This is a genomic window from Fervidobacterium riparium, from assembly GCF_025370035.1.
In the GTDB taxonomy this organism is placed as follows: domain Bacteria; phylum Thermotogota; class Thermotogae; order Thermotogales; family Fervidobacteriaceae; genus Fervidobacterium; species Fervidobacterium gondwanense.
Genome location: NZ_CP009277.1, coordinates 2,014,885 through 2,030,438 on the forward strand (window position 1 = coordinate 2,014,885; position 15,554 = coordinate 2,030,438).

The 15,554-nt window shown below is 45.4% G+C and carries 10 protein-coding genes, 2 tRNA genes and 3 rRNA genes; 11 read left to right on the forward strand and 4 right to left on the reverse strand.

Going from position 1 to position 15,554, the window contains the following annotated elements:
- Positions 1-5 precede the first annotated feature (5 nt).
- The 4 genes from ackA to IB67_RS09700 all read left to right on the forward strand — a co-directional run bounded on the left by ackA (position 6) and on the right by IB67_RS09700 (position 4,192).
- Positions 6-1,226, forward strand: a complete 1,221-nt coding sequence (gene ackA, locus IB67_RS09685; RefSeq protein ID WP_072760707.1) for an acetate kinase — start codon at positions 6-8, stop codon at positions 1,224-1,226.
- 97 nt (positions 1,227-1,323) lie between these two features.
- Positions 1,324-2,040, forward strand: coding sequence for a FliH/SctL family protein (locus IB67_RS09690; protein WP_072760705.1), 717 nt, complete (start codon positions 1,324-1,326; stop codon positions 2,038-2,040).
- Between the two features lie 78 nt (positions 2,041-2,118).
- Complete coding sequence (gene fliI / locus IB67_RS09695) at positions 2,119-3,414, forward strand: flagellar protein export ATPase FliI (RefSeq protein WP_084634433.1); 1,296 nt, start codon at positions 2,119-2,121, stop codon at positions 3,412-3,414.
- Positions 3,415-3,436: 22 nt separating this feature from the next.
- Positions 3,437-4,192, forward strand: a complete 756-nt coding sequence (locus IB67_RS09700) for an SIR2 family NAD-dependent protein deacylase (protein ID WP_245789665.1) — start codon at positions 3,437-3,439, stop codon at positions 4,190-4,192.
- Here the strand turns inward: IB67_RS09700 and IB67_RS09705 are convergent.
- The 4 genes from IB67_RS09705 to IB67_RS09720 all read right to left on the reverse strand — a co-directional run bounded on the left by IB67_RS09705 (position 4,189) and on the right by IB67_RS09720 (position 7,542).
- Positions 4,189-5,049, reverse strand: a complete 861-nt coding sequence (locus IB67_RS09705; protein WP_424695513.1) for a bifunctional methionine sulfoxide reductase B/A protein — start codon at positions 5,047-5,049, stop codon at positions 4,189-4,191. The genes IB67_RS09700 and IB67_RS09705 overlap by 4 nt on opposite strands.
- 98 nt (positions 5,050-5,147) lie before the next feature.
- Complete coding sequence (gene phrB, locus IB67_RS09710; protein ID WP_218587318.1) at positions 5,148-6,452, reverse strand: deoxyribodipyrimidine photo-lyase; 1,305 nt, start codon at positions 6,450-6,452, stop codon at positions 5,148-5,150.
- Positions 6,430-6,837, reverse strand: coding sequence for a GIY-YIG nuclease family protein (locus IB67_RS09715; protein ID WP_245789663.1), 408 nt, complete (start codon positions 6,835-6,837; stop codon positions 6,430-6,432). Before IB67_RS09715 ends, phrB begins: the two co-directional genes overlap by 23 nt.
- A gap of 30 nt (positions 6,838-6,867) precedes the next feature.
- Positions 6,868-7,542, reverse strand: a complete 675-nt coding sequence (locus tag IB67_RS09720) for a DUF429 domain-containing protein (RefSeq protein WP_072760696.1) — start codon at positions 7,540-7,542, stop codon at positions 6,868-6,870.
- Between the two features lie 423 nt (positions 7,543-7,965).
- On the opposite strand from IB67_RS09720, the gene IB67_RS09725 reads away from it, so the two are divergent.
- The 7 genes from IB67_RS09725 to IB67_RS09755 all read left to right on the forward strand — a co-directional run bounded on the left by IB67_RS09725 (position 7,966) and on the right by IB67_RS09755 (position 15,435).
- Positions 7,966-9,472: ribosomal RNA gene (locus IB67_RS09725) — 16S ribosomal RNA — on the forward strand.
- 40 nt (positions 9,473-9,512) lie between these two features.
- A tRNA-Ile gene (locus IB67_RS09730) sits at positions 9,513-9,589 on the forward strand.
- 5 nt (positions 9,590-9,594) lie between these two features.
- Positions 9,595-9,670, forward strand: a tRNA-Ala gene (locus IB67_RS09735).
- A 34-nt stretch (positions 9,671-9,704) separates the two neighbouring features.
- Positions 9,705-12,622 (forward strand): 23S ribosomal RNA (locus IB67_RS09740).
- A gap of 24 nt (positions 12,623-12,646) precedes the next feature.
- A 5S ribosomal RNA gene (rrf, locus tag IB67_RS09745) occupies positions 12,647-12,763 on the forward strand.
- Together the 16S, 23S and 5S rRNA genes with 2 tRNA genes alongside form the textbook arrangement of a ribosomal RNA operon.
- Before the next feature lie 271 nt (positions 12,764-13,034).
- Entirely contained in the window at positions 13,035-14,576 is a 1,542-nt protein-coding gene (locus IB67_RS09750) for a GGDEF domain-containing protein (RefSeq protein ID WP_498875295.1), read from the forward strand.
- A 31-nt stretch (positions 14,577-14,607) separates the two neighbouring features.
- Positions 14,608-15,435 carry a protease complex subunit PrcB family protein gene (locus IB67_RS09755; protein ID WP_072761103.1) on the forward strand — a complete coding sequence of 276 codons (828 nt, stop codon included), beginning with the start codon at positions 14,608-14,610 and terminating at the stop codon, positions 15,433-15,435.
- The last annotated feature ends 119 nt before the right edge of the window (positions 15,436-15,554 follow it).

Genomic DNA, 15,554 nt, shown 5'->3' on the forward strand with positions numbered 1-15,554 from the left:
TATCAGTGCGAGTACTCGTAGTGAACTGCGGTAGCTCATCTATTAAGTACCAGTTCCTTGATATGGAAACAGAGCAAGTGCTTTGTAAAGGGCTTGCGGAAAGAATAGGAATACCAGGAAGTAGAATAGTACACAAGAAAGATGATCAAAAAACAGTTGTGGAAAAACCCATGAAAGACCATGAAGATGCACTGAAATACGTTCTGGAATTGGTTGTAGACGAAAAGGTCGGCGGTGTTAAGGATCTTTCGGAAATCGATGCCGTTGGTCACAGGGTGGTACACGGTGGCGAGAAATTTTCCGGTTCTGTTCTAATAGACGACGAAGTTATGAGAGCTCTCGAGGAGTATTCCTACCTTGCACCACTTCACAACCCACCAAACATAATGGGTATAAAAGCGATGATGAAGTTGTTGCCAGGCGTTCCAAACGTTGCAGTGTTTGACACAGCTTTCCATTCAAAAATGCCAGCAAAAGCATACCTTTACGCAATACCTTATGAATACTACAAGAAATACAAGATAAGAAGATATGGCTTCCACGGAACGAGCCACAGGTACGTTTCAAAGAGGACAGCAGAAATACTTGGGCTCGATTATCACAAATCAAAGATAATCACAGTTCACCTTGGAAATGGTGCTTCCGTAGCTGCAGTACTAAACGGTCACAGTATAGATACATCGATGGGGTTCACCCCTCTTGAAGGACTTGTCATGGGTACAAGGTCTGGAGATATCGATCCATCAATCGTGACCTTCTTAATGGAAAAAGAGGGACTCACAGCAGAAGAGGTTTACACAATACTCAACAAAAAGAGTGGTGTACTTGGGCTAACAGATGGTTTCAGTTCAGACATGAGGGATATAGAAGACAAGGCACTCGAAGGAGACCCAGTTTGCAGACTCGCTCTTGATATTTACGAATACAGAATTGCAAAGTACATCGGTGCATACATCGCAGCAATGAACGGTGTTGACGCAATAGCATTTACAGCAGGCGTTGGAGAAAATTCCCCGATTACCAGAAAAGAAATATGTGAAAACTACCTAAGTTTCCTTGGAATAAAAATAGACGACGAAAAGAACAACATAAAGGGTGAGGAAAGGATAATAACAACCCCGGATTCAAAAGTTAAGGTACTCCTTGTACCAACCAACGAAGAACTGATGATAGCAAGGGATACAAAAGAGATAATTGAAAAAGGATTAAAACAGCTTGAATATTGATATCTGCTTATAAAATGTTGTATAATAGAATTGGCAAATTGATGTTTTGTATGTTGGGCACCATGTGCCCAACATTCTTTTAGAAGGAGTGATACTATTGATAATAAAGAAACGTTATGTTTATCTGGATTCCCCTTTGAGGATGGAAGAGAAAAGAAAACTTGAAGCTGATAAGAACAAAGATATTCTTCAAGAACAAAAGAAATCGCTTTCAGAGGAAGAAATCGTCCAAATGGTTGCGAATGCAAATAGAGAAGCAGAAAAGATTGTTGAAGAGGCTCAGCAACAAGCACAATCAATAATCTTGCAGGCTCAGGAGGAGTATAACAGGATAGTTGAGGAGGCTAATCAAAGATCTAAGGAACTAATAGAGCAATTAGAGAAGCAAAAAGAAATTGAAATAGAGAATTTAAGGAAACAGATAGTGAGAATTGTCGATACCTTTGAAAAAAGTCTTTCAGATGCATTTGCCCAATACTGTGAGAAGTTAACCGCGATAAGTTCTGTGTTGGTTGAAAAGTTCTTGGAGAAACAGGTAGATCCCGAAGTTACAAAGCGGAAACTCGAAAAGGTATTGGCTCACCTTGCAGGTTCTACAAAGGTGAAAATTCATATAAACCCAGCTGATGCTAAATTGTTAGATGATGAAACTTTGAACTTTATTAAAGAAAAAGGATACGAAGTTGTCTTGAACGAAAATGTCGAGTACGGAATTATTGCAGAGACAGACCTTGGAACCATAGACGCAACTCTTAAATTCCAGTTTGCTTTGCTCGATGAGATATTCGAAGAGATTTTCAACATAAATGGCTAGAGTCTTTCGTAAGACTTTTAATCTCGATGGGAGTTGTTCAGAATGGGGAACATTGAAAAGTGTAACTTTCCCAAAGTGATGGAGATATTTTTAGAAAAAGTTAATAACATAAATCCTTACGAATACATTGGGGAAGTCCAGAAGATAATAGGTCTGACCATAGAGTCAAAGGGACCGGATGCTGCTTATGGCGAGCTGTGCAAAATAATCGTTGGAAATAAAAAGGCTTTGGCTGAAGTTGTTGGTTTCAAAGAGGATCTCACCGTTTTAATGCCACTTGAGGATATCACCGGGTTGAAAAAGGGTTGCGAGGTAATTAAAACTAACAAATCAGTTAGTGTACCAGTCGGTGAAGATCTGAGGGGCAGGGTGGTAGATGCACTCGGAAGACCGATAGATGGGAAAAGCTTGTTTTTGAGAGAATACAGACCAATTATAAGCGAAGCCCCTAACCCGTTGGTGCGTAAGAGAATACTTGAACCATTACCGGTTGGTGTAAGAGCTATCGATGGGTTTATAACTCTCGGTAAAGGTCAGAGAATAGGTATATTTGCCGGTAGTGGAGTTGGAAAAAGTACTCTACTCGGTATGATTGCAAGAAATACAGCAGCTGACATAAACGTAATTGCCCTCATAGGTGAGCGTGGTAGAGAAGTTAGAGAATTCATAGAAAAGGACCTCGGCGAAGAAGGTTTGAAGAGATCAATCGTTATCGTTTCTACATCTGACCAACCGGCACTGCTTAGAATAAAAGCACTTCTTACGGCAACAACTGTTGCTGAGTATTTTAGGGATAACGGCTATGCTGTTATGCTAATGGTTGATTCGTTAACACGCTGGGCGATGGCTCAAAGGGAAGTTGGACTTGCTATTGGTGAGCCTCCTACAACGAGAGGCTACCCACCAAGCGTTTTCGCACAATTACCTAAGATTCTTGAAAGGGCGGGAAACTCTGACAAAGGTAGTATAACGGGCATATATACCGTTCTTGTAGAAGCGGACGATTTTAACGAACCAATTTCAGATACTGTGCGTGGTATCGTTGATGGGCACATAATACTTTCAAGAAGGTTAGCTGAATCAAATCATTACCCAGCAGTTGATGTCTTGATGAGTATAAGTAGGTTGATGGTGGACGTAACTAAACCTGAGCACATTCAGGCTGCAAGGTTGATAAGAGACATCATGGCAACATATAACGATGCAAAGGATTTGATCGACGTTGGCGCATACAAGAAGGGAACAAATCCAAAGATTGATAAATCTATAGAGCTTATAGATGAAATAAACAAATTTCTTAGGCAAGGTATTAAGGAAAGAATGAGTTTTACAGATACTGTAGAGTATCTGCTTTCAATAGCACGAAAAGTTTAGAAAAGAAACAGGTGGCTACATGATGGAAGAAAAACTCATAAATCACATTGTCGAGCTGATTAATAAGTCGTCAAATATCGTTGTTTTGACAGGGGCAGGCGTCAGCGTCCCAAGTGGGGTTCCTGATTTTCGAAGCCCCAATGGTTTGTATACCAAATACGGTCAGGACATATTTGATATAGATGAATTCAACAGGAATCCTGATAGGTTTTATGCATTTGCCAGGGAAGGTTTGCTTAGTATGTTGGAAGTTAAACCAAACTTGATGCACCTGCTGTTAGCAGAGCTCGAAAAGTTAGGTAAATTAAAAGGTGTCATAACTCAGAATATTGATGGTCTGCACACGAAGGCTGGAAACAGAAACGTCGCTGAAATTCATGGGAGTGTCAGAATTTGGAATTGTCTCAGGTGCAGTAGAAGGTATGAAATTCTGGACTTTGCTCAAAGAGAGTTTTTGCTATCGAACAATTTTAGGTGTTCTTGTGGTGGTTTAACAAAACCAGACATAGTATTCTTTGGCGAGATGCTTCCTCTTAATGAGTTCACTAAAGCGCAAAATTGGGCAATCAAGAGTGATGTCTTTTTAGCCATAGGAACATCACTCGTTGTGTATCCCGCAGCTCAATTGCCATTGTACGCACTCAGGAATGGAGCAAAGCTGGTAATAATAACAAAAGGCGATACTCCGCTCGACAGGTATGCTTATTTGAAATTCGACGTTGACCTCATAGAATTTGCCGAGAACTTATCTCAAAAACTAAACTTATACCTTTCTTAGAACACATTCCTTCTGTAATGACAATAAGGCGCTTTCCCCGTTTTCTCATAGTAATCCTGATGATAATCTTCCGCAAGCCAAAAGGTTGAGGCTTTTTTTAATTTCGTTGTCACGCGATATCTTTTCCTCAGCTCTTCTATAATCTTCTCCGAAATGGATTTTTGCCTATCATTTGTGTAGAATATGACACTCCTGTACTGTTCTCCGATATCAGGTCCTTGACCGTTTTCCTGAGTGAAATCATGAATTTCGAAAAAGTATCTTACGAGCTCTTCTTCGGATATCTTTGAAGGATTGAATATAACCTCGACTGTTTCGTAGTGCCCAGTAACACCTGTGCAAACCATCTCGTATGTGGGATTTGGACGATGTCCTCCCATGTACCCAACACGTGTATCAACTACTCCTTCAAGTTGTTTGAAAAGATGTTCGACACCCCAGAAACAACCACCAGCAAAGAACATCCTATCTATCGGTGGCTTTTGACCTTCCGGAATGAACTTCAACGAGACGGAATTAACACAGTGCCTCACGTTCTTCGGTGTGAATCCTTCATTTAGAAAAACATGGCCTAAATGAGCCCCGCAATATGCACAGACTATTTCAGTGCGTCTACCATCCCTGTCAGGTTGCCTGAAAACAGCACCAGGGATTTCGTCATCAAATGCTGGCCATCCACATCCTGAATGAAATTTGTCAGATGAATTGTAAAGAGGTATCCCACAGTTCTTACAAACGTAGATACCTTTTTCGAAATGGTTTTCATATTCACCAGTAAAAGGTGGTTCGGTACCTTTCTGAAACAGTACAAAACGTTCAAACTCGCTCAAATTATGATTCTCAATGCGTTTTTTCATAAACTCACCTGCTCTTATACAATGTATAATTTTTTACTCATTATACCACCTTTCTATATATTTTTCAACATCGAATTTTCTTTTACATCCTTCAAAACTCATATATTGAACCATTCCGAAGATTGTTCTTTCTTTCCAAGGTCTATGTGCACGCCACCGATTGCCCAAGCTATACCGGCGTATCCGTTAGGGTCTCTGCCATCAAGTTCGTACTTATCGTTTAGGTAAATTGCGTATTTCAAAGCTTCGGCAGGAGTGGTTGTCCACTCCAAAATTTTCTTTGCCCAATACATGCGCATATAACCGTGCATGTACCCTGTCTTTAAAAGCTGCAACTGCGCAGCGTTCCACAGCGAATCGTGGGTTTCCGCGTTTTCGAGATCTTCCAGGGTATAAACATACTCTCTTTTATCCTGCACATGCTTTTCCAAAGACTTTCTTGCCCAATCTGGAAATCCCTCGAGCGAATCGTAATTTTCGTTGTAAAGGCAAAAATTATCTGCAAGTTCACGCCTGACTATAAGTTCTTCCAAAAATGCTTCTGCAGATTCAGGGTATTTCTCCTTAAGTTTAATGACTTCAAGAGCAACACGCTGAGGAGAAATCTGCCCAAAATGTAGATAGGGAGATAAATTCGAAGTGCCATCTACTGTCGGATCGTTTTTTAAATTGGCATAAAATTTTAGTCTTTCCTTTATAAACTCATTCATTATTTCAAAACCCATCTGAGCACCAGGAAGAGGTTTCTCAAGAGGTTTGATGGTCTTATCTACATTCAGTAATTCGATTGTTTTTTCTACATTTAGCATGTCAAAATCTACGACTGAGAGATTTGAATAAGGCATTTTCTGAGGTTTTGGAAATTCACGGAGAAAATTAGACAGTACTTTTTGAATCTTAGGTCTTAATGTGTAAGCACCATATTCTTGCTTTTGTGATATCCAAAACGCAGGTGTGATATTGTGAGCGTCAACTTCGTATACCGTGGCATCAATAGATTCTATTATTTTCTTTTTCCATTCTTTTACCGTCCTCAACGGATTGAAATCAGTTACAAAAAAGGATGGCTTTAACGATTCTAAGAAGGTCAGCAAACTTTCGGTCGCAGCTCCAAATGTGAAAACTAATGGAATATTGTACTCAAGTAGCCTATCTTGCGTTTCTTTTAATCCCTTAAGCATGAAGTCATACTGTCTTATTGTTGCGTTAAGAAACGACGAAACGATATTAAAGCAAACAATCAGCGGAACATCGTTTTCAATTGCAATTCTTTGTGCGAACAATAAAGCCCAGTTATCTTCAAATCTTTGATCTCTTTGCATCCAGTATATAACAGGTCTTTTCTTTACAGTATTTGCCTCTTTAAGTTTTCTAAATCTTTCACTGTGGATCTCTATGGGCACTATTTTTCACTCCTTTCGCCATGATTGGCAAGAAATCAACAGGCTCGAAGAAATCTTCTATATCATCTACCAAGAATAAGTTAGTGTCTACATCCAGATCAGAAGCACCAAAACCAGGGATTGGCTCAAATCTTTTTGAAAGCATCTTGGAAATCGTTTCTTCTATTCTGTTTTCAGATGGAAACATAACAGCGCAGATTACCTCTCCGAACTCTGTTAGGTAGTCTATATGCCAGTGCTTTCTCTTGTTCTTTCTCAGATGTCTCAGTATTCGTTTTTCGATATTGTTCATGGCTGAGCCAACATAAGCATATAAACCTGGCATTAGATCCCAACAGTTCTTTGAAATCTTCAATTCTGTTTGCGTCTTGATTTTGATTAGCAAAATATAAGCCCCTTTGATATTATCACCACCTCAGGACTTAGGACATGGAACTAACAACAGCCCTTCTGAAGTACTTCCGAAGACCAGAGTCTCTTCTATCGTTGGCAGAAAGACGGTGTATGCACATATAACAGCATCGAGAAAATCTTCATATTCCTTTAGCTGTTGAAATTGCAACTCGGGTAATTCGACATATTTTAGAATAATTCTTTTAAGTATGTCTAATTTCTTTTCCCTCTCACTCTTTGACCCTCTCTTGTAACTGAATAACTTCCCAAAGAACTTGGCAGCGATCGTTGCATGCGGATATATTTCGAATACGTTATAGTTTTCGAAGGAAAACTCGTGCTTCTTCAGCCTATTGTATAGGCTTGTAGGAAAAAATGAATTCCATCTGCTTACGTTCACAGGATATAAAGGTACTCGAAGCTTGTATTTCTGCAAGAATTCGAGCTCATTTTGCCTGTGACCAGAAGTATTCTTAACAATCAACGGAGCATCTATTCCTAATACTGAATTACGATACCTCAACACAAAGTCCAAGATTTCGCTTTCATTTGATGTATATATATAATCTATAAGACCACACTTATCACATTCTTTCAGTTGCACAAGTACAACAACAGCACTCTTGTTCTTTCCAGTCCACGAAGGGTCAATTCCCATATAATATTCTGGCACGTTGAGGTACTTAAAAATGTACATTATCTGTCACACCTCCATACATCAATTTTAGCATATTTTCGAGTGTCACAAACGCCTGAGAGATAGGCATGCTGTGGTTGTTTGTAACAGAAAGTGGTAAGGAGTCGTTACGGAATGAGGCTTTACAGTTAACAAAAGATGGTGTAGAATGAATCTCGCCGTCTGACAGAAGGCGGAAGGAAAGAAGCGAGAAAGAAGAAAGACAAAAAAGACAGTTGACAAAACAAAGAGGATATGGTAAATTAAGAAACGCTTGAGGAAAGCAAGCGGAAGAAAGTACGGGTCTTGACAAAATTGAAGGACTATGGTAAATTAACAAAGCGCCGAGCGACGACACGAAGAAGGTAAGGGAAAGCCCGGTCATTGAAATACGAATAGCAGCCACCGAAAAAAGATAAGCTTGGGTTGAACCTGACAAGGGTTAGCTTGGAGGGTTTGATCCTGGCTCAGGGTGAACGCTGGCGGCGTGCCTAACACATGCAAGTCGAGCGGTGCGGCTGGAAGCTTCGGTGGAAGGCTGCATAGCGGCGGACGGGTGCGTAACACGTAGGAACGTGCCCCCTGGAGGCGGATAGCCGTGGGAAACTGCGGGTAAACCGCCGTAGACTCGGGAGAGTAAAGGCCGAAAGGCGCCAGGGGAGCGGCCTGCGGCCCATCAGGTAGTTGGTAGGGTAACGGCCTACCAAGCCGACGACGGGTAGCCGGTCTGAGAGGATGGCCGGCCACAAGGGCACTGAGACACGGGCCCTACTCCTACGGGAGGCAGCAGTGGGGGATTTTGGACAATGGGCGAAAGCCTGATCCAGCGACGCCGCGTGGAGGACGAAGCCCTTCGGGGTGTAAACTCCTTTTCTCAGGGAAAAAAGCTGATGGTACCTGAGGAATAAGCCCCGGCTAACTACGTGCCAGCAGCCGCGGTAATACGTAGGGGGCGAGCGTTACCCGGAATTACTGGGCGTAAAGGGTGCGTAGGCGGCCGTGTGTGTCTGGCGTTAAAATCCACGGCTCAACTGTGGGTATGCGCTGGAAACTGCACGGCTTGGGTGCAGCAGAGGCAGACGGAACTGCTGGTGTAGGGGTGAAATCCGTAGATATCAGCAGGAACGCCGGTGGAGAAGTCGGTCTGCTGGGCTGTAACCGACGCTGAGGCACGAAAGCTAGGGGAGCAAACCGGATTAGATACCCGGGTAGTCCTAGCCGTAAACGATGCTCACTTGGTGTGGGGGCGAAGGTCTCCGTGCTGAAGCTAACGCGTTAAGTGAGCCGCCTGGGGAGTATGCCCGCAAGGGTGAAACTCAAAGGAATTGACGGGGGCCCGCACAAGCAGTGGAGCGTGTGGTTTAATTGGAAGCTAAGCCAAGAACCTTACCAGGGCTTGACATGCTGGTGGTACTGAGCCGAAAGGTGAGGGACCTTACCGCGAGGTAAGGAGCCAGCACAGGTGGTGCACGGTCGTCGTCAGCTCGTGCCGTGAGGTGTTGGGTTAAGTCCCGCAACGAGCGCAACCCCTGCTCTTAGTTGCCAGCACGAAAGGTGGGCACTCTAAGAGGACCGCCGGCGACGAGCCGGAGGAAGGAGGGGATGACGTCAGATACTCGTGCCCCTTATGCTCTGGGCGACACACGCGCTACAATGGGATGGACAGCGGGAGGCGAGGCAGCGATGCTGAGCAAACCCCACAAACCATCCCCCAGTTCAGATTGTGGGCTGAAACCCGCCCACATGAAGCCGGAATTGCTAGTAATCGCGGATCAGCCACGCCGCGGTGAATACGTTCCCGGGCCTTGTACACACCGCCCGTCAAGCCACCCGAGTTGCGGGCACCCGAAGACGGTGACCTTTAGGGGCGCCGTTGAGGGTGAACGTGGTGAGGGGGGCTAAGTCGTAACAAGGTAGGTGTACCGGAAGGTGCGCCTGGATCACCTCCTTTCTAAGGAGAAGTGGTGGCTGCTATTCGGATTTGAGTGATTGGGCTCGTAGCTCAGATGGTCAGAGCGCACGCCTGATAAGCGTGAGGTCGGAGGTTCGATTCCTCCCGAGCCCACCATGGGTGGGGACATAGCTCAGCTGGGAGAGCACCTGCTTTGCAAGCAGGGGGTCAGGGGTTCGAATCCCCTTGTCTCCACCAATGGGGAAGGGTCATTGAAAAGTGCATAGGGAAAGGTGAAGGAAGAAAGGGCATGCAGTGGATGCCTAGGCGGCAGGAGGCGAAGAAGGGCGTGGCAAGCTGCGAAAAGCCCGGGGGAGCTGCAAGCGAGCGTTGATCCCGGGATACCCGAATGGGGAAACCCGCATGGGTGAGAGCCCATGTGCCGAAAGGCGCGATACCCGGGGAAGTGAAACATCTCAGTACCCGGAGGAGAAGAAATCAAACGAGATTCCCTGAGTAGAGGCGATCGAAAGGGGAGGAGCCTAAACCAGCGCGAGCTGGGGTTGTGGGACACAGTTAGGCTGAGTCCGCACTGAAGCGTTGTATAGCCGAACAGTCTGGGAAGGCTGACCGTAGAGGGTGACAGTCCCGTAGGCGAAATGCAACGCGTAGGTGTGACTGTGATCCCGAGTAGCGCGGGACTCGAGGAATCCCGCGTGAATCAGGGGGGACCACCCTCCAAGGCTAAATACTACCTGCCGACCGATAGCGCAACCAGTACCGTGAGGGAAAGGTGAAAAGCCCCCCGGAAGGGGAGTGAAAGAGACCTGAAACTGCATGCCTACAAGAAGTCGGAGCCCGCGAGGGTGACGATGTGCCTTTTGATTAATGAGCCTGGGAGTTATCGCATCTGGCGAGGTTAAGCCGATAGAGGCGGAGCCGAAGCGAAAGCGAGTCCGAATAGGGCGCGAGTCAGGTGCGATAGACCCGAAGCCGGGTGAGCTACCCATGGGCAGGGTGAAGGTGGGGTAAAACCCACTGGAGGCCCGAACCGGTGGATCGTGAAAAATCCTCGGATGACCTGTGGGTAGGAGTGAAAAGCTAACCGAACTCGGTGATAGCTGGTTCTCCCCGAAATGCATTGAGGTGCAGCCTCAGCAGTTCTGTGGCGGAGGTAGAGCGCTGGTAGGGCTAGTGGGGTAACCTGCGAACCCTGTCAAACTGCGAATGCCGCCACACGATATGCTGGGAGTGAGCCCGTAGGGGATAAGCTCTACGGACGAGAGGGGAACAACCCAGACCGTCGGCTAAGGGCCCGGAGAGGTGGCTAAGTGTGAAGAGGAAGGATGTGGTGTGTCCCTGACAACCGGGATGTTGGCTTAGAAGCAGCCATCATTTAAAGAGTGCGTAACAGCTCACCGGTCGAGACGCACTGCGCCGAAAATGTGCGGGGCTGAAGCCACCCCCCGAAGCCACGGAACCAGAAATGGTTGGTAGGGGAGCGTTCCGCGGTAGGGAGAAGGTAGACTCGAGAGAGCTACTGGACGAGGCGGAAGTGAGAATCCAGGCATGAGTATACGAGAGGATGGTGAGAATCCATCCCCCCGAAAGCCTAAGGGTACCTGGGGAAGGGTCGTCCGCCCAGGGTGAGTCGGGACCTAAGGAAAACCCGAAAGGGGTATCCGATGGGAAACCGGTTAATATTCCGGTACCAGCTGTGTATCGATACTGCAAGCGGGGACGCAGGAGGCTAAGTTCTGGGGATAAGTGGCAAATCCCTCCAAGCGGTTAGGTGTTGAGGGCTGTAGGTAAGTCCGCAGCCTGAGCTGAGCCGTGAAGGGGAGGCTCCGAGAGGGGCCAACGGGACTGACGCCACACTGCCAAGAAAAGCCGCGTGTAGTGATACATGGCTGCCCGTTCCGCAAACCGACACAGGTAGGCGGGCTGAGAAAGCTAAGGGGAGCGGGATAACCCTTGCCAAGGAACTCGGCAAATTAGCCCCGTAACTTCGGGAGAAGGGGTGCTACGTTAGGTTGAAGTCAGGGGAATCCGCGAGGAGGAAACTGACGGAGGCCGAGGTAGCCGCAGTGACAAGGCCCTGGCGACTGTTTACCAAAAACACAGGTCTCTGCCAACTCGATGAGAGGAAGTATAGGGACTGACGCCTGCCCGGTGCCGGAAGGTTAAGGGGAGGGGTGCAAGCTCCGAACCGAAGCCCCGGTAAACGGCGGCCGTAACTATAACGGTCCTAAGGTAGCGAAATTCCTTGTCGGGTAAGTTCCGACCTGCATGAATGGCGTAACGACTGGGGCACTGTCTCGGCAGGGGACCCGGTGAAATTTCAGTCTGGGTGAAGATGCCCAGTACCCGCAGCTAGACGGAAAGACCCCGTGGAGCTTTACTGTAGCCTGGTATTGTGCTCTGCTGCGGCGTGTACAGGATAGGTGGGAGGCGAAGAAGCGTGCTCGCCAGGGCACGTGGAGCCGACGGTGGGATACCACCCTCGTTGCAGCGGAGTTCTAACCTACGCATGTGGAGAGCATGCGAGGGACAGTGCCAGGTGGGCAGTTTGACTGGGGCGGTCGCCTCCTAAAGAGTAACGGAGGCGCGCAAAGCTCGGCTCAGGTGGGTTGGAAATCCACCGTTGAGTGCAAGGGCAAAAGCCGGGCTGACTGCGAGACCGACGGGTCGAGCAGAGGGGAAACCCGGTCCTAGTGACCCGGCGACTCCGAGTGGAAGGGTCGTCGATCAACGGACAAAAGTTACCCCGGGGATAACAGGCTAGTCTAGCCCGAGAGTTCACATCGACGGCTAGGCTCGGCACCTCGATGTCGGCTCATCCCATCCTGGGGCTGAAGCAGGTCCCAAGGGTTAGGCTGTTCGCCTATTAAAGGGGTACGTGAGCTGGGTTCAGACCGTCGTGAGACAGGTCGGTCCCTATCTGCTGCGGGCGCAAGAGGCTTGAGGAGGGTCGCCCTTTGTACGAGAGGACCAGGGTGAGGGAGCCACTGGTGTACCAGCTGTCCTGCCAAGGGCATACGCTGGGTAGCTACGCTCCTGAGCGATAACCGCTGAAAGCATCTAAGCGGGAAGCGCGCTCCAAGATGAGGCCTCTTGGGTCGGTTCGAGAAGAGGACCTTGATAGGCCGGTGGTGGGAGCACAGCGATGTGTGGAGCCAACCGGTACTAATAGACCCGTCCCTTCACCTACACCCTATGCACTTTTGAATGATCCTGGGTGCCGATACTGCGGTGGGAAACACCCAGTTCCATTCCGAACCTGGCCGTTAAGCCACCGCGGGCCGATGGTAGTAAGGGGGCGACCCCTTGCGAGAGTAGGTAGTGCCCAGGCTTCCTATATACCCTCACCGCCGATTCTTATCCGAATCGGCGGTTTTTTGTTTTTAACTGAATTAGCATGAATATATGAACTTACAAAGGAATATCAAAAAAATGAAGTAAAGAAGAATAATAAGTTAAATGGTAGTTAAGTTGTTGAGAGCCGAGAAAAATGTGATAAGATATAGGTGAACTACTTAGCGAAGAGAGGAAAGATATTCTTATCAATTTGTTAGTATATTTAGAAAATAGGGGTGAAGGAGTAGTACGGTAGGTGTGGCGGATGGGTGAAAGAAAGCTGGTAAATTTGGTTAGGATGTTACTCATTTCGTTAATATCTCTAGTCTTGTTTTTGAGCTTGAGCTACACATTCAAAGTCATCAACCTTCCAGAAGGTGAAGTTATTCGCTGGATGGTCCCGTCTAATGAGATTACAAAATATTACCAATTCGAAAAACCCGATAGCAAAGAGTTCGTGGGATACTTTTCTTACGATGGTGTAAGAAATACCGTTGTTTTTCAAAAAGTGATTGCAACAAAGTTAGAAATATTTGTGAATAGAGAACGTGTTGCGGTGTTCGGTGATGGGACGGGTAATTTGTGGCCCAAAGCGCTTGTTGTAAGTGTACCTGAATATTTGTTAAGAGAAAGCGAGAAGAACGAGATTAAAGTGGTTTTGCACGGTATAGTTGGAGCGGGAATAAGCGGAAGTCCTTACTTAGTGGACATGAATACTGCGATTCAGGGAGCACAGTTGATAAACATGTTTAGAAATGATATTGTTTTAGTCGGTATCGGAGCAGCGGGAGTTATTCTATACTTGTTCTTACTGGCATACACCGGTGCTTCAGCAAACGAAAAAAAGTCGTATTTTTATATCTTGATGGCTTCTGTTTTCATGATACTCGGGCTTGTTCAATTTACATACAGAGAGACTTATGGATCTGTAGAGAGTTATTTAATCTTTGAAAAACTTGCCTGCACAGCTCCCATGTTTGTTGTTACTTTCCTTCTTTTCCTCATATTTGAAAATTCGGGTTTTTATCTTAAGCCACGTTTCAAAATTGCATTCTTGATCATTCCTTTCTTACTTACAGGCTTAGTGGTTATTTCAACTAACACAAAATACGTGCACTTTTTTGGTTTACTCTCAGATCTATATTCAATGATTTTGGTAATATATATTTCCTTCATCGTTTACGTAAAACGGCTTCTTGAATACGTCTTCCCTGTTTCTTTCCTTTTGCTCACTGGAACTCAGACATTTTACGTACTCGCTACCGGATTACCAAACGAGTTAATGATACCTTATGGAAGGCTCGTATTTTTGATCTCTTTGGCGACTACAACATTGACAAAGTTCAAGCGCATAGCAGCGAGGCATGAGGTTTTGGCGAAGGAAAATGTGTTAGACCATCTCACTGGTGCATTCAACAGGAAGGTAATAGAACAGCTTCCAAAGGGTGGCGTTTTGATTTTGATAGATATAGACGGGTTGAAGAAGATTAACGATACATATGGTCATATCTACGGCGATAAACTGCTTCAGAGATTTTCTGAAATTGTAAAGAAAGATATCAGGCAGGAAGACTATTTCATACGCCTTGGCGGAGATGAGTTCTGTATTGTCTCCAACAGTATTTCTGAAAAAGATGTTGAACACATAATGAATAGGTTATACAATCGTTGTAGAAACGAGCTTGGAGTAGGATTTTCGTATGGTTTTGCACCGTTTGATAATTTTGACAAAGCATATGAACAGGCAGATGAAAAGATGTACCAAATGAAAGAAGAAAAGTATAGATCTAACAAGAAAGGTGTATAGTGTGGTTAGTGCACAAAGGGAGGTGTAAGGTGTGAAAAGAGTCGTTCTTTTTCCATTTTTCCTTGCAATGCTTTTGCTCTCATCGGTATTTTTTGGGCAGCAATCTTTACAAACGGCCGGTACGGTTATAAAACAGTTGGAAGTTAGTTTTCCTGACCATATTTTCAAAACAGTTGGAACAAAGACCTTCAACGTTCAGTATATTAAACTCTTTGAAGACAAAGAGAGCAAAGGATATCTCATTAAAGCTTGGACATTCCAACCACTGACAACGAGTGCAGCCTCTCAGAAAGAATTAGTCTATAAGGTCACATTCACATACGGCAAAGAAGAGTATTCTTACCAGATTAACGGCGTACGCGATAAGTCATACGTTAGGATGCCACTTTTGCTTGTAATGTGCCCCGCAAAATATACAATAAGTGTTAACTCGCAAGTCATACCAGAAGAAAAGAAGACATCAGGTGGTGAGGCAGAAGTGCCGATTCTTGAACAAATCGAAGGTGCAATGTTAAGAGTATTGAAGCATGCTGATACAAAATATGTTGAAATATCGGAAGGAGTACCGGCATCGAAAGACGATTATTTGTTTGTTCAAATTATTGCTGGCACGTTCCCGACGGGAGGATACAGAATCGAAGTTAACGAGCCTGATATAGTTTACCCTGTTGGAAATAATCCTGGGAAAATAACGATAACTGGCACATTCTACAGGCCAAAACCGGGCGATATGGTCACCCAAGCATTCACTACGCCGACGAAAACCGTGGAGATTGGCAAGCTTCCAGCTGGGCAATATGAAGTTATTATAACTATAAAGGATCTTGGAGAATTTAGAAGGGTGCTCGTAGTCAAATGATTTTATTCATTATATTTTAGATAAGAGGCGGAGTGATCCGCCTCTTTGCATGTTTTATATACAGAGATTTTTGAAATGGTATAATAGGATAATCAGAGATAGAAAGAGGTGATACAAGT

Coding starts and splice junctions, on each gene's coding strand:
- IB67_RS09720 (WP_072760696.1), bottom strand. CDS start 7,542: ATGTACATTTTTAAGTACCTCAACGTGCCAGAATATTATATGGGAATT.
- fliI (WP_084634433.1), top strand. CDS start 2,119: ATGGAGATATTTTTAGAAAAAGTTAATAACATAAATCCTTACGAATAC.
- IB67_RS09705 (WP_424695513.1), bottom strand. CDS start 5,049: ATGAAAAAACGCATTGAGAATCATAATTTGAGCGAGTTTGAACGTTTT.
- IB67_RS09700 (WP_245789665.1), top strand. CDS start 3,437: ATGGAAGAAAAACTCATAAATCACATTGTCGAGCTGATTAATAAGTCG.
- IB67_RS09750 (WP_498875295.1), top strand. CDS start 13,035: ATGGGTGAAAGAAAGCTGGTAAATTTGGTTAGGATGTTACTCATTTCG.